We start from the raw sequence: 13,537 nt of genomic DNA, 5'->3' as shown, positions 1-13,537 counted from the left end.
CGGTTCAGGGCGGAAGGCACCCCGCGCCCCCGGTGAAAGCGCGGGCGCCGGGAGGACGGCCGTCCGGGTCACCTCCGGGCCGACCTAGCCCGCGCGGTGCACCACGGCCTCGCAGAGCCCCTCCAGGGCCTGCTTGGCGGCACAGTCGGGGAGCGGCGCCAGCAGCACCCGCGCCTCGTCCGCGTAGCGCACGGTGTCGCGCCGGGCCTGCTCCAGCGCCGGATGGGCGCGCATCAGCTCCAGCGCCTCGGCGTGCCGCCGGTCGTCCGTCAGATCGCCGTCCAGCAGTTCGCACAGCCGCAGGTCGTCCGCCGAGGCGAAACCGTTGGCCTTGGCCACGGCCGAACGCAGGTGCAGCACCGGCAGGGTCGGCACGCCCTCACGCAGGTCCGTGCCCGGGGTCTTGCCGGACTCGTGCGAGTCGCTGGCGATGTCCAGCACGTCGTCGGCGAGCTGGAAGGCCGTGCCGACGCGCTCCCCGTACTGGGTGAGGATGTCGACGACGCTCTCGTCCGCGCCGGACATCATGGCGCCGAAGCGGCACGAGACGGCGATCAGCGAACTCGTCTTGCCGGCGATCACTTCCAGGTAGTGGTCGATCGGGTCGCGTCCGTCGCGCGGGCCGACGGTCTCCAGGATCTGTCCGGTGACCAGCCGCTCGAAGGCCTCGGCCTGGATGCGTACGGCCTCCGGCCCGAGGTCGGCCAGTATGTGCGAGGCCTTGGAGAACAGGAAGTCGCCGGTCAGCACGGCGACCGAGTTGTCCCAGCGGGCGTTGGCGCTCGGCACGCCGCGGCGCACCGCGGCCTCGTCCATGACGTCGTCGTGGTACAGCGTCGCCAGGTGCGTCAGTTCCACCACCACGGCCGACGGCACGATGCCGGGCGCGTGCGGGTCGCCGAACTGGGCGGCCAGCAGCGACAGCAGCGGACGGAACCGCTTCCCGCCCGCGTGCACGAGGTGGCGGGCCGCCTCCGTGATGAACGGCACATCGCTCTTGGTGGCCTCCATGAGGCCTGCCTCGACGGCGGACAGCCCGGCCCGGACGGCGGACTCGAGGTCCTCGTCCATTACGCTCAGCCCGAAGGGCCCGACGACGGTCGTCACCTGGGATTCTCCTGTCGCTGAGATCACTTCTGCGGCTTGCGGCGTGGCGCTGCACTACACCTGGCAGAGTAACCGGTCGCCTCTCGATCACTGCGAGGGCATGGCCCCCGCGGGCCACTACGCCCGGTTTTGCCCGCGTGTACGGCCGGTCCTTTCCGGTGCCGCGCCTGGCCGCGGGGCCTCACCGCCACCCCGCACACCCCTGGACGGCACCCGGACGGCACCCGGAGCGGGCTCCGCGAGGAGTCTGCGCCGCTGTTCCGCCTTCCCCGCGAGCCGCCCGACATGCCGAACGGCGCGGCCCCCGCCAAGTGCGGGGAGCCGCGCCGTGGATGGCCGCACGGGCCGGGCCGTGCGGTGGGGTCAGCGGACGAAGACGCCCGCCTGGTTCGCGAGGTCCAGGAAGTACTGGGGCGCGACACCCAGCACGAGGGTGACCGCCACGCCCAGTGCGATGGCCGTGGACGTCAGCGGCGAGGGCACGGCGACCGTGGGGCCGTCGGCCTTGGGCTCGCTGAAGAACATGAGCACGATGACCCGGATGTAGAAGAACGCCGCGATGGCGGACGAGATCACACCCACGATCACCAGCGGCACCGCCCCGCCCTGCGCGGCGGCGCTGAAGACCGCGAACTTCCCGGCGAAGCCGGACGTCAGCGGGATGCCGGCGAAGGCGAGCAGGAAGACCGCGAAGACCGCGGCCACCAGTGGCGAACGCCGTCCCAGGCCCGCCCAGCGCGACAGGTGCGTGGCCTCCCCGCCGGCGTCGCGCACCAGCGTGACGACGGCGAAGGCGCCCAGCGTCACGAAGGAGTACGCCGCCAGGTAGAAGAGCACCGAGGAGATGCCCTCCGGCGTGGCCGCGATGACACCGGCCAGGATGAAGCCGGCGTGCGCGATCGAGGAGTAGGCGAGCAGGCGCTTCACGTCGGTCTGGGTGACCGCGACGATCGCGCCGACCAGCATCGTGAGGATCGCGACGCCCCACAGCACCGGCCGCCAGTCCCAGCGCAGCTCCGGCAGGACGACGTAGAGCAGTCGCAGCAGCGCGCCGAAGGCGGCGACCTTGGTGGCCGCGGCCATGAAGCCGGTGACCGGGGTCGGAGCACCCTCGTAGACGTCCGGCGTCCACATGTGGAACGGCACGGCGCCCACCTTGAACAGCAGGCCCATGCCGACCAGCGCGGCGCCGATCAGCAGCAGCGCGTCGTTGCCCGCGGAGTCGGCCAGCGCCGGGTTGAGCTTGGCGGTGCCGTCCACGACCGACGCGATGCCGGAGTAGGAGACGGTGCCCGCGTAGCCGTACAGCAGGGCGATGCCGAACAGCAGGAAGGCGGAGGAGAAGGCGCCCAGCAGGAAGTACTTGACCGCCGCCTCCTGCGACATCGCGCGCCGCCGCCGGGCGAGGGCACAGAGCAGATAGAGCGGGAGGGAGAAGACCTCCAGGGCCACGAAGAGCGTCAGCAGGTCGTTGGCCGCCGGGAAGATCAGCATGCCGCCGACGGCGAACACCAGCAGCGGGAAGACCTCGGTGGTGGTGAAACCGGCCTTGACGGCGTTCTTCTCCTGGTCGCTGCCCGGCACCGCGGAGCCCTGCGCGGCGAAGGAGTCGACGTGCCGGCCGTGCGCCTTGGGGTCGAGCCGGCGCTCGGCGAAGGTGAACACCCCGACCAGGCCCACCAGCAGGATCGTGCCCTGCAGGAAGAGGGCCGGGCCGTCGACGGCGACCGCGCCCATGGCGGCGATGTGGGCCTTCGTCGTGGCGTAGCCGCCCGCCGCGAGCGCCACGACCGCGGCGAAGGCGGCGGCCATGCCGACGACCGCGAGGCCGACCTGCCCGGTGTAGCGCAGGCGCCGCGGCAGGAACGCCTCGATGAGGATGCCGAGGACGGCCACACCGAAGACGATCAGGACCGGAGCCAGCTGGGCGTACTCGATCTTCGGCGCGTTGATCTTGTCGGCGGCGAGCGGTGCCGCCGTTGTCCACAGGCTGTGGACAGCAACTGTGCTGCTCACTTGGATGCCTCCAGCGCCGGCTTGGGGTCGGTCTTGTGCACGTCGGAGAGCGTCTGCTGCACCGCCGGGTTGACGACGTCGGTCAGCGGCTTCGGGTACACGCCGAGCACGATCAGCAGCGCGATCAGCGGCGCCACGACGGCGAGTTCCCGGACCTTCAGGTCGGGCATCCCCTGCACCTCGGCCTTCACCGGGCCGGTCATCGTCCGCTGGTACAGGACGAGGACGTACAGCGCGGCGAGGACGATGCCGGTGGTGGCGACGATCCCGACGGCCGGGTAGCGGCTGAACGTCCCGACGAGGACGAGGAACTCGCTGACGAAGGGCGCGAGCCCCGGCAGCGACAGGGTGGCCAGACCGCCGATCAGGAAGGTGCCGGCCAGCACCGGGGCCACCTTCTGCACCCCGCCGTAGGACGCGATGAGACGGGAGCCACGACGGGAGATCAGGAAGCCCGCGACCAGCATCAGCGCGGCGGTGGAGATGCCGTGGTTGACCATGTACAGCGTCGCCCCGCCCTGGCCCTGGGAGGTCATCGCGAAGATGCCCAGGATGATGAAGCCGAAGTGGGAGATCGACGCGTACGCGACCAGCCGCTTGATGTCGCGCTGGCCGACGGCGACCAGGGCGCCGTAGACGATGCTGATCAGCGCCAGCACCAGGATCACCGGCGTCGCCCACTTGCTGGCCTCGGGGAAGAGCTGGAGGCAGAAGCGGAGCATCGCGAAGGTGCCGACCTTGTCGACGACCGCGGTGATGAGCACCGCGACCGGCGCCGTGGCCTCGCCCATGGCGTTGGGCAGCCAGGTGTGCAGCGGGAACAGCGGGGCCTTGACCGCGAACGCGAAGAAGAAGCCGAGGAACAGGGCGCGTTCCGCGGTGGTGGACATGTCGAGCTTGCCGGCCGCCCGGGCCTGCAGGATCTCCTGGAGGGAGAAGGTGCCCTGGCCGAGCTGGTCGGCGGTGACGGCGTAGAGCCCGATGACCGCGGCCAGCATGATGAGCCCGCCGGCCAGGTTGTAGAGCAGGAACTTCACCGCCGCGTAGGAGCGCTGACGGGCCGCCTCCTCCTCGCCGTGCTCGTGGGCACGGTCCCCGAAGCCGCCGATGAGGAAGTACATCGGGATGAGCATGGCCTCGAAGAAGATGTAGAAGAGGAAGACGTCCGTGGCCTCGAAGGAGATGATCACCATCGCCTCGACCAGCAGGATCAGCGCGAAGAAGCCCTGGGTGGGCCGCCAGCGGCGGTTGGGGTTCTTCTCCTCCAGCGGGTCGGCGTCGTGCCAGCCCGCGGCGATGACGAACGGGACGAGCAGCGCGGTCAGCCCGATGAGCGCGACGGCGATGCCGTCCACGCCGAGTTCGTAGCGGACCCCGAAGTCGGCGATCCACGCGTGGGACTCGCCGAGCTGGTACCGGGGCCCGCCCGGGTCGAAGCGGACGAACACGATCGCGGCCAGCACGAGCGTCGCCAGTGAGACGGCCAGCGCCAGCCACTTGGCGGCCTCGCGCCGCGCCGCCGGCACGGCGGCGGTGGCGATCGCGCCGAGCGCCGGCAGGCCGGCGGTCAGGGTGAGCAGGGGGAAGGACATCAGGCAACACCCCTCATCAGCAGCGTCGCGGCGACCAGCACCGCGGTGCCCGCCAGCATCGACACGGCGTAGCTGCGCACATAACCGTTCTGGAGGCGGCGCATCCGGCCGGAGAGGCCGCCGACGGCGGCCGCGGTGCCGTTGACGACGCCGTCCACACCCTTGTGGTCCACGTAGACCAGACCGCGGGTGAGGTACTCACCGGGCAGCACCAGGGCGACGTGGTTGAAGTCGTCCTGGAGCAGGTCGCGCCGGGCGGCGCGGGTGAGCCAGCTGCCGCGCGGGGCGACGGACGGCACCGGGCGGCGTCCGTACACGGCCCAGGCCAGGGCGACGCCGAGCACCATCACCACCATCGTGGCACCGGTGACGGCGGCCGCGCCGATCGGCGGGTGACCCTCCTCGTGACCGGTGACCGGCTCCAGCCACTTCACGAAGGCCTCGTTCCAGCTGAACAGGAAGCCCGCGAAGACCGAGCCGAAGGCCAGGACGACCATGGGGATCGTCATCGACTTCGGCGACTCGTGCGGGTGCGGCTCGTGGCCGTCCGCGTCGGGCTGCCAGCGCTTCTCGCCGAAGAAGGTCATCAGCATCACGCGGGTCATGTAGAACGCGGTGATCGCCGCGCCCAGCAGGGCCGCGCCGCCGAGGATCCAGCCCTCGGTGCCGCCCTTGGCGAAGGCGGCCTCGATGATCTTGTCCTTGGAGAAGAAGCCGGACAGTCCCGGGAAGCCGATGATCGCCAGGTAGCCGAGGCCGAAGGTGACGAAGGTGACCGGCATGTACTTCCGCAGAGCCCCGTACCTCCGCATGTCCACCTCGTCGTTCATGCCGTGCATGACCGATCCGGCGCCGAGGAAGAGCCCGGCCTTGAAGAAGCCGTGGGTGACCAGGTGCATGATCGCGAAGACGTAGCCGATCGGGCCGAGGCCGGCGGCCATCACCATGTAGCCGATCTGCGACATCGTCGAGCCGGCCAGCGCCTTCTTGATGTCGTCCTTGGCGCAACCGACGATCGCACCGAAGAGCAGCGTGACCGCGCCGACCGTCACCACGGCCACCTGCGCGGTGGGCGCGGCGTTGAAGATCACGCCGGAGCGGGTGATCAGGTAGACGCCGGCGGTCACCATCGTCGCCGCGTGGATCAGGGCCGAGACCGGGGTCGGGCCCTCCATCGCGTCGCCGAGCCAGGACTGCAGCGGGACCTGGGCCGACTTGCCGCAGGCGGCGAGCAGCAGCATCAGGCCGATGCCGGTCAGGACGCCCTCGCCCGCCTTGTCCACCTGGCCGAAGAGCGGCTCGAAGGTGAAGGTGCCGAAGGTGGTGAACAGCAGCATGATCGCGATCGACAGGCCGACGTCACCGACGCGGTTGACGATGAAGGCCTTCTTGGCCGCGGTCGCCGCGCTGGGCTTGTGCTGCCAGAAGCCGATCAGCAGGTACGAGGCCAGGCCCACGCCCTCCCAGCCGACGTACAGCAGCAGGTAGTTGTCGGCGAGGACCAGCAGGAGCATCGCCGCGAGGAAGAGGTTGAGGTAGCCGAAGAAGCGGCGGCGCCGCTCGTCGTGCTCCATGTAGCCGATCGAGTAGATGTGGATGAGCGTGCCCACACCGGTGATCAGCAGGGCGAAGGTCATCGACAGCTGGTCGAGCTGGAAGGCCACGTCCGCGTGGAAGCCGCCGACGGAGATCCAGGTGAAGGCGGTCGAGTGCAGCGCGCGGTCCTCGCCGCCGCGGCCCAGCATGTCGAAGAAGAGCACCGCCGCGCCGACGAAGGACGCCCCCGCGAGCGTGGTGCCGATCCAGTGGCCCGTGCGGTCCAGCCTCCGTCCGCCGGTGAGCAGCACGCCGGCGCCCAGCAGCGGCAGGAGGACGAGCCATCCGATCAAGTAGTCCACTTTCGCTACCCCTTAGAGCTTCATCAGGCTGGCGTCGTCGACCGAGGCCGAGTGGCGGGAGCGGAAGATCGTCACGATGATCGCCAGGCCCACGACCACCTCGGCGGCGGCGACGACCATCGTGAAGAAGGCGATGATCTGGCCGTCGAGGTTGCCGTGCATGCGGGAGAAGGTGACGAACGCCAGGTTGGCGGCGTTCAGCATCAGCTCGACGCACATGAAGACGACGATCGCGTTGCGCCGGATCAGCACCCCGGCCGCGCCGATGGTGAACAGCAGCGCCGACAGGTACAGGTAGTTGACCGGATTCACTTCGACGCCTCCTCGGAGCGCTGTTCCAGCTCGGCGACCCTGTCGACCGCCTCCGCGGACACGTCCCGGTACTGGCCGCGGCCGCGCAGCGTCGGGCTGACGCTGAGCTCCGAGACCGTGCCGTCCGGCAGCAGGCCGGGGACGTCGACCGCGTTGTTGCGGGCGTAGACGCCGGGCGCGGGGAGCGGGGTGATCTGCTTGCCCTCGCGCACGCGCCGCTCGGCGAGTTCGCGCTGGGTGGCGCGGGCCTCGGTGCGCTCGCGGTGGGTGAGGACCATCGCGCCGATCGCGGCGGTGATGAGCAGCGCGCCGGTGATCTCGAAGGCCCACACGTACTTGGTGAAGATCAGCGAGGCGAGTCCCTCGACGTTGCCGCCGGCGTTGGCCTGGCCGAGCCCCTGGAAGTTCTTGATCGAGGCGTTGGCGATGCCGGCGATCAGCAGCACGCCGAAGCCGATGCCGGCTCCGGCGGCCAGCCAGCGCTGCCCCTTCAGCGTCTCCTTGAGCGAGTCGGCGGCGGTGATGCCGACCAGCATGACGACGAAGAGGAAGAGCATCATGATCGCGCCGGTGTAGACGACGATCTGGACGACGCCGAGGAAGTACGCGCCCTGGGCCAGGTAGAAGACCGCCAGGACGATCATCGTCCCGGCCAGCGACAGTGCGCTGTGCACGGCCTTCTTCATCAGCACGGTCGAGAGCGCGCCGAGCACCGCGACGGTGCCGAGCACCCAGAACTGGACCGCCTCCCCGGTGGAGGTGGTGTACGCGGCCAGCGTCGTCAGCGTGGTCACGTCGTTCATGCCTCGCCTCCCGTCCCGGCCGGAGCGGCGCCGCCCGTCGCGGGGACCTGGGTGCCCGCCGTGCCGTCGCCGTCCCGCTCGCCCTCCACCGTCTCGTCCGGCTTCTCGCCCTTGGAGACCGCGACCTGACGCTCGGTCCCGGGGGCCGCGTGCGTCACCGCGCCGCGGTAGTAGTCGCCCTCGTCCATGCCGGGGAAGATCGCGTGGGGGCTGTCGACCATGCCCTCCTCCAGGCCCGCGAGCAGCTGCTCCTTGGTGAAGATCAGCGACTCGCGGCTGCTGTCCGCGAGCTCGTACTCGTTGGTCATGGTCAGCGCGCGCGTCGGGCAGGCCTCGATGCACAGCCCGCACAGGATGCAGCGGGCGTAGTTGATCTGGTAGACGCGGCCGTAGCGCTCACCCGGCGAGTAGCGCTCCTCGTCGGTGTTGTCGGCGCCCTCGACGTAGATCGCGTCCGCCGGGCAGGCCCAGGCGCACAACTCGCAGCCCACGCACTTCTCCAGCCCGTCCGGGTGACGGTTGAGCTGGTGGCGGCCGTGGAACCGCGGCGCGGTCGGCTTCTTCTCCTCGGGGTACTGCTCGGTCAGCCGCTTCTTGAACATGGCCTTGAAGGTCACGCCGAAGCCCGCGACCGGGCCCAGGAACTCAGGCATCGTCGGCCTCCTTGCCTACGAGTTGACGCTCCGCGCGGGACGGCCGCCGCGGGACGGGCGGCAGCTCCTGGCCGGGCAGCGGCGGCACGGGGTACCCGCCCGCCATGGGATCGAACGGCTCCTGCGGCCCGGCCTGTTCGGCCGCCTCCTTCGCCTTCTCGCCGCGGTCGCGGAAGACGTCGAAGACCAGCGAGACCAGGAGCAGCAGGACGATTCCTCCGCCGACGTAGAGCACGATCGACTGGAAGTCGTAGTTCTCGTTGCGCAGCGCCCGGACGGTGGCGACCAGCATCAGCCACACCATCGAGACCGGGATCAGGACCTTCCAGCCCAGCTTCATCAGCTGGTCGTAGCGGACGCGGGGCAGCGTGCCGCGCAGCCAGATGAAGAAGAAGAGCAGCAGCTGCACCTTCACCACGAACCACAGCAGCGGCCACCAGCCGTGGTTGGCGCCCTCCCAGAAGGTGCTGATGGGCCACGGGGCCCGCCAGCCCCCCAGGAAGAGGGTGGTCGCCACCGCCGAGACGGTCACCATGTTCACGTACTCGGCGAGCATGAAGAGCGCGAACTTGATCGACGAGTACTCGGTGTTGAAGCCGCCGACCAGGTCGCCCTCGGACTCGGGCATGTCGAAGGGGGCACGGTTGGTCTCGCCGACCATCGTGCCGATGTAGATGATGAAGGAGACCGGCAGCAGCAGGACGTACCAGCGGTCCTCCTGCTGGGCGACGATCTGCGACGTCGACATCGAGCCGGAGTAGAGGAAGACCGACGCGAAGGCGACGCCCATCGCGATCTCGTACGAGATCATCTGCGCGCAGGAGCGCAAACCCCCGAGCAGCGGGTACGTCGAGCCGGACGACCAGCCGGCCAGCACGATGCCGTAGATGCCGACGGAGGCGGTGGCCAGGATGTAGAGGACGCCGATCGGCAGGTCGGTGAGCTGCATCGGCGTACGGTGACCGAAGATCGAGATCTCGTTGCCGGCCGGGCCGAAGGGGATCACCGCGACCGCCATGAAGGCCGGGATGGCCGCCACGATCGGGGCCAGCACGTAGACGACCTTGTCGGCCTTCTTGACGACGAGGTCTTCCTTGAGCATCAGCTTGATGCCGTCGGCGAGCGACTGGAGCATGCCCCAGGGACCGTGCCGGTTGGGGCCGATGCGCAGCTGCATCCACGCGACGACCTTGCGCTCCCACACGATGGAGAAGAGCACGGTCACCATCAGGAACGCGAAGCAGAAGACCGCCTTGATCGCGATCAGCCACCACGGGTCCCGCCCGAACATGGACAGGTCCTCGGCGGCGAGGGTCGTCAGTCCCGTCACGGGGTCACCTCCGGTGCGGCAGCGGCGTCCACGGCGGCCGGGGCGATCCGGACGACCTGGCCCGGCAGGGCGCCGGTGTCCGAGACGACTCCCCCGCCGGCCGAGTTGAGGGGCACCCACACGACCCGGTCGGCCATCGCCGTCACCTGCAGCGGCAGCCGGACCGAGCCCAGCGGGCCGGTCACCTCCATCAGCTCGCCCTCGGCGACGCCGATCTCCTGAGCGGTCGTCGCCGAGAGGCGGGCGACCGCCGGGTGGCGGGTGCCGGCGAGGGCCTCGTCACCCTGTTGCAGCAGGCCCCGGTCGAGCAGCAGCCGGTGGCCCGCGAGGACCGCCTCGCCGCTGCCGGGCTTCGGCAGCGGCCGGCCGGTCTCCTGCGGCGCCTCGGCGCGCGGGCCCTCGTACGGGGCGAGCCGGGACAGCTCGGCGCGGGCCGAGCGGACGTCGGCGAGGCCCAGGGAGACGTCCATCGCGTCGGCCAGCATGGTCAGCACCCGGGCGTCCGGGTACTGGTGGCGCTGGACCTGCTGGGCCGGCTTGATCGCGGCCTCGAAGAGCCGTACCCGGCCTTCCCAGTTGAGGAAGGTTCCGGCCTTCTCGGCGACCGCGGCGACCGGCAGGACGACGTCGGCGCGGTCGGTGACCTCGCCGGGTCGCTGCTCCAGGCTGACCACGAAGCCCGCCGCGTCCAGGGCCGCGCGGGCCCGGGCCGGGTCGGGCAGGTCGGCCGGCTCGACGCCGCCGACCAGCAGTGCACCGAGCTCGCCGCTCGCCGCCGCCTCCAGGATCCGGCCGGTGTCGCGGCCGTGGCGGGACGGGAGCGTGGTCACGCCCCAGACCCCGGCGACCTCGTCGCGGGCCCGCGGGTCGGTGACCGGACGGCCGCCGGGCAGCAGCCCGGGCAGGGCACCCGCCTCGACGGCACCGCGCTCGCCCGCGCGGCGCGGGATCCACGCCAGCCGCGCGCCGGACGCCTGGGCGAACCGCACGACCGCGGTCAGCGCGCCGGGGACGGCCGCCAGCCGCTCGCCGACCAGGACGACCGCGCCCTCGGCGCGCAGCGCCTCGTGGGCGGTCAGCCCGTTGCCGTCCAGGCCGACGCCACTGGCCAGGGCGTCCAGCCACTCGGTCTCGGTACCGGGCGCGGCGGGCAGCAGGGTGCCGCCCGCCTTCTCCAGGCCGCGCGTGGCGAACGGCGCCAGCGCGAAGGTGCGCTGCTTGTGCTTGCGCCAGGCCTTGCGCAGCCGCAGGAAGACGCCGGGCGCCTCCTCCTCGGCCTCCAGTCCGGCCAGCAGGACGGCGGGGGCCTTCTCCAGCAGGGTGTAGGTGACGCCGTCGCCGGACAGGTCCCGGCCGCGGCCAGCCACGACGGCCGCCAGGAAGTCGGCCTCCTCCGCGGAGTGGGCGCGGGCCCGGAAGTCGACGTCGTTGGTGTCGAGGGCGACGCGGGCGAACTTGGCGTAGGCGTACGCGTCTTCGACGGTAAGGCGGCCACCGGTCAGCACGCCGGTGCGGCCGCGGGCCGCCGCGAGTCCGCGGGCCGCGGCCTCCAGGGCCTCGGGCCAGCTCGCGGGCTCCAGTTCACCGCTGTCGGCGTTGCGGACCAGCGGGGTGGCGAGCCGCTCGGGGCGCTGCGCGTAGCGGAACCCGAAGCGGCCCTTGTCGCAGATCCACTCCTCGTTGACCTCGGGGTCGTCCTGCGCGAGCCGGCGCATGACCTTGCCGCGCCGGTGGTCGGTGCGGGTGGCGCAGCCGCCCGCGCAGTGCTCGCACACGCTCGGCGAGGAGACCAGGTCGAAGGGCCGGGACCGGAAGCGGTAGGCCGCCGAGGTCAGGGCGCCGACCGGGCAGATCTGGATGGTGTTGCCGGAGAAGTACGACTGGAAGGGGTCGCCCTCACCGATGCCGACCTGCTGCAGCGCGCCGCGCTCCACCAGCTCGATCATCGGGTCGCCGGCGATCTGCTGCGAGAAGCGGGTGCAGCGCGCGCACAGCACGCAGCGCTCGCGGTCCAGCAGCACCTGGGTGGAGATCGGGACCGGCTTCTCGTAGGTCCGCTTGCGGCCCTCGAAGCGGGTGTCGACCTGCCCGGCGGACATCGCCTGGTTCTGCAGAGGGCACTCGCCGCCCTTGTCGCAGACGGGGCAGTCCAGCGGGTGGTTGATGAGCAGCAGCTCCATCACCCCGCGCTGGGCCTTGTCCGCGACGTCGGAGGTGAGCTGGGTCCTGACGACCATCCCGTCGGTGCAGGTGATGGTGCAGGACGCCATCGGCTTGCGCTGGCCCTCGACCTCGACGATGCACTGGCGGCAGGCGCCCGCGGGGTCGAGGAGGGGGTGGTCGCAGAAGCGCGGGATCTCGATGCCGATCAGTTCGGCGGCACGGATCACCAGGGTGCCCTTCGGCACGGAGATCTCGACGCCGTCGATGCTGACGGACACCAGGTCCTCGGGCGGCACCGCCGCCTCACCGGAGGCGGCGTTGGTCGTGACGGTCACGCGTTCACCTCCAGGTGAGACTTGTCGGCCCAGACCGTGGACTTGGACGGGTCGAAGGGGCAGCCGCGGCCCTCCAGGTGCTCCACGTACTCGTCGCGGAAGTACTGGAGGGAGGAGAAGATCGGGCTGGCCGCTCCGTCGCCGAGGGCGCAGAAGGACTTGCCGTTGATGTTGTCGGCGATGTCGGCGAGCTTGTCGAGGTCCGCCAACGTGCCGGCCCCGCTTTCGATGTCCCGCAGCAGTTGGACGAGCCAGTAGGTGCCCTCGCGGCAGGGGGTGCACTTGCCGCAGGACTCGTGGGCGTAGAACTCGGTCCAGCGTGTGACGGCCCGCACCACGCAGGTCGTCTCGTCGAAGCACTGCAGCGCCTTGGTGCCGAGCATGGAGCCCGCGGCGCCGACGCCCTCGTAGTCCAGCGGGACGTCGAGGTGCTCGTCGGTGAACATCGGCGTCGAGGAGCCGCCCGGGGTCCAGAACTTCAGCCGGTGGCCGGGCCGCATGCCGCCGCTGAGGTTCAGCAGCTGGCGCAGCGTGACGCCCAGCGGGGCCTCGTACTGGCCGGGGTTGGCGACGTGGCCGCTGAGCGAGTACAGCGTGAAGCCCGGGGACTTCTCGCTGCCCATCGAGCGGAACCAGTCCTTGCCCTTGAGCAGGATCGACGGCACCGAGGCGATGGACTCCACGTTGTTGACCACCGTCGGGCAGGCGTACAGGCCCTCGACCGCCGGGAAGGGCGGGCGCAGCCGGGGCTGGCCGCGGCGTCCCTCCAGGGAGTCCAGCAGCGCGGTCTCCTCACCGCAGATGTACGCGCCGGCGCCGGCGTGAACGGTCAGCTCCAGGTCGAAGCCGCTGCCGAGGATGTTCTTGCCGAGCAGTCCGGCCTCGTACGCCTCGGCCACCGCGTGGTGCAGCCGCCGCAGCACGGGGACGACCTCGCCGCGCAGGTAGATGAAGGCGTGGTGGGAGCGGATCGCGTGGCAGGCGATCACCATGCCCTCGATGAGCGAGTGCGGATTGGCGAAGAGCAGCGGGATGTCCTTGCAGGTGCCGGGCTCCGACTCGTCCGCGTTGACGACGAGGTAGTGCGGCTTGCCGTCGCCTTGCGGGATGAACTGCCACTTCATCCCGGTGGGGAAGCCCGCGCCGCCGCGGCCGCGCAGGCCGGACTCCTTGACGAGGGCGATCACGTCGTCCGGGGGCAGGGCCAGCGCCTTGCGCAGGCCCTCGTAGCCCTCGTGGCGGCGGTACGTGTCGAGGGTCCAGGACTGCGGATCGTCCCAGAAGGCCGAGAGAACGGGTGCCAGCACCTTCTCCGCCGAGTCGACCAT

Annotated in this window: 10 protein-coding genes; all 10 read right to left on the bottom strand. The window is 71.0% G+C overall.

From position 1 onward, the window contains the following. Positions 1-84: 84 nt before the first annotated feature. Entirely contained in the window at positions 85-1,071 is a 987-nt protein-coding gene (locus ACFYYN_RS24070; protein WP_500547523.1) for a polyprenyl synthetase family protein, read from the bottom strand. Between the two features lie 399 nt (positions 1,072-1,470). Continuing rightward, entirely contained in the window at positions 1,471-3,123 is a 1,653-nt protein-coding gene (nuoN, locus tag ACFYYN_RS24065) for an NADH-quinone oxidoreductase subunit NuoN (protein ID WP_500547472.1), read from the bottom strand. Further along, positions 3,120-4,715, bottom strand: coding sequence for an NADH-quinone oxidoreductase subunit M (locus ACFYYN_RS24060; protein ID WP_500547471.1), 1,596 nt, complete (start codon positions 4,713-4,715; stop codon positions 3,120-3,122). Before ACFYYN_RS24060 ends, nuoN begins: the two co-directional genes overlap by 4 nt. Continuing rightward, positions 4,715-6,613 carry an NADH-quinone oxidoreductase subunit L gene (gene nuoL, locus ACFYYN_RS24055; protein WP_500547470.1) on the bottom strand — a complete coding sequence of 633 codons (1,899 nt, stop codon included), beginning with the start codon at positions 6,611-6,613 and terminating at the stop codon, positions 4,715-4,717. The genes ACFYYN_RS24060 and nuoL overlap by 1 nt, the downstream gene beginning before the upstream one ends. Positions 6,614-6,625: 12 nt before the next feature. After that, a complete protein-coding gene (gene nuoK / locus ACFYYN_RS24050; RefSeq protein WP_499513341.1) occupies positions 6,626-6,925 on the bottom strand; it encodes an NADH-quinone/ubiquinone oxidoreductase subunit 4L family protein in 300 nt (99 codons plus the stop codon). Next, positions 6,922-7,728, bottom strand: a complete 807-nt coding sequence (locus ACFYYN_RS24045) for an NADH-quinone oxidoreductase subunit J (RefSeq protein WP_500357905.1) — start codon at positions 7,726-7,728, stop codon at positions 6,922-6,924. Before ACFYYN_RS24045 ends, nuoK begins: the two co-directional genes overlap by 4 nt. Beyond that, positions 7,725-8,381 (bottom strand): NADH-quinone oxidoreductase subunit NuoI, encoded by a 657-nt coding sequence (nuoI, locus tag ACFYYN_RS24040; RefSeq protein ID WP_500329508.1) that lies wholly within the window; start codon positions 8,379-8,381, stop codon positions 7,725-7,727. The genes ACFYYN_RS24045 and nuoI overlap by 4 nt, the downstream gene beginning before the upstream one ends. Next, the gene (gene nuoH, locus ACFYYN_RS24035; RefSeq protein WP_500329544.1) at positions 8,374-9,672 is read right to left on the bottom strand and encodes an NADH-quinone oxidoreductase subunit NuoH; all 1,299 of its coding nucleotides are present in this window, start codon (positions 9,670-9,672) and stop codon (positions 8,374-8,376) included. The genes nuoI and nuoH overlap by 8 nt, the downstream gene beginning before the upstream one ends. Positions 9,673-9,707: 35 nt before the next feature. Then, positions 9,708-12,209 carry an NADH-quinone oxidoreductase subunit G gene (locus ACFYYN_RS24030; protein WP_500547469.1) on the bottom strand — a complete coding sequence of 834 codons (2,502 nt, stop codon included), beginning with the start codon at positions 12,207-12,209 and terminating at the stop codon, positions 9,708-9,710. Continuing rightward, positions 12,206-13,537, bottom strand: a complete 1,332-nt coding sequence (gene nuoF / locus ACFYYN_RS24025) for an NADH-quinone oxidoreductase subunit NuoF (RefSeq protein WP_500547522.1) — start codon at positions 13,535-13,537, stop codon at positions 12,206-12,208. Before nuoF ends, ACFYYN_RS24030 begins: the two co-directional genes overlap by 4 nt.

This window comes from Streptomyces sp. NPDC001902 (genome assembly GCF_042891295.1).
GTDB lineage: Bacteria > Actinomycetota > Actinomycetes > Streptomycetales > Streptomycetaceae > Actinacidiphila.
This window is presented reverse-complemented; position numbering and strand designations above follow the sequence as displayed.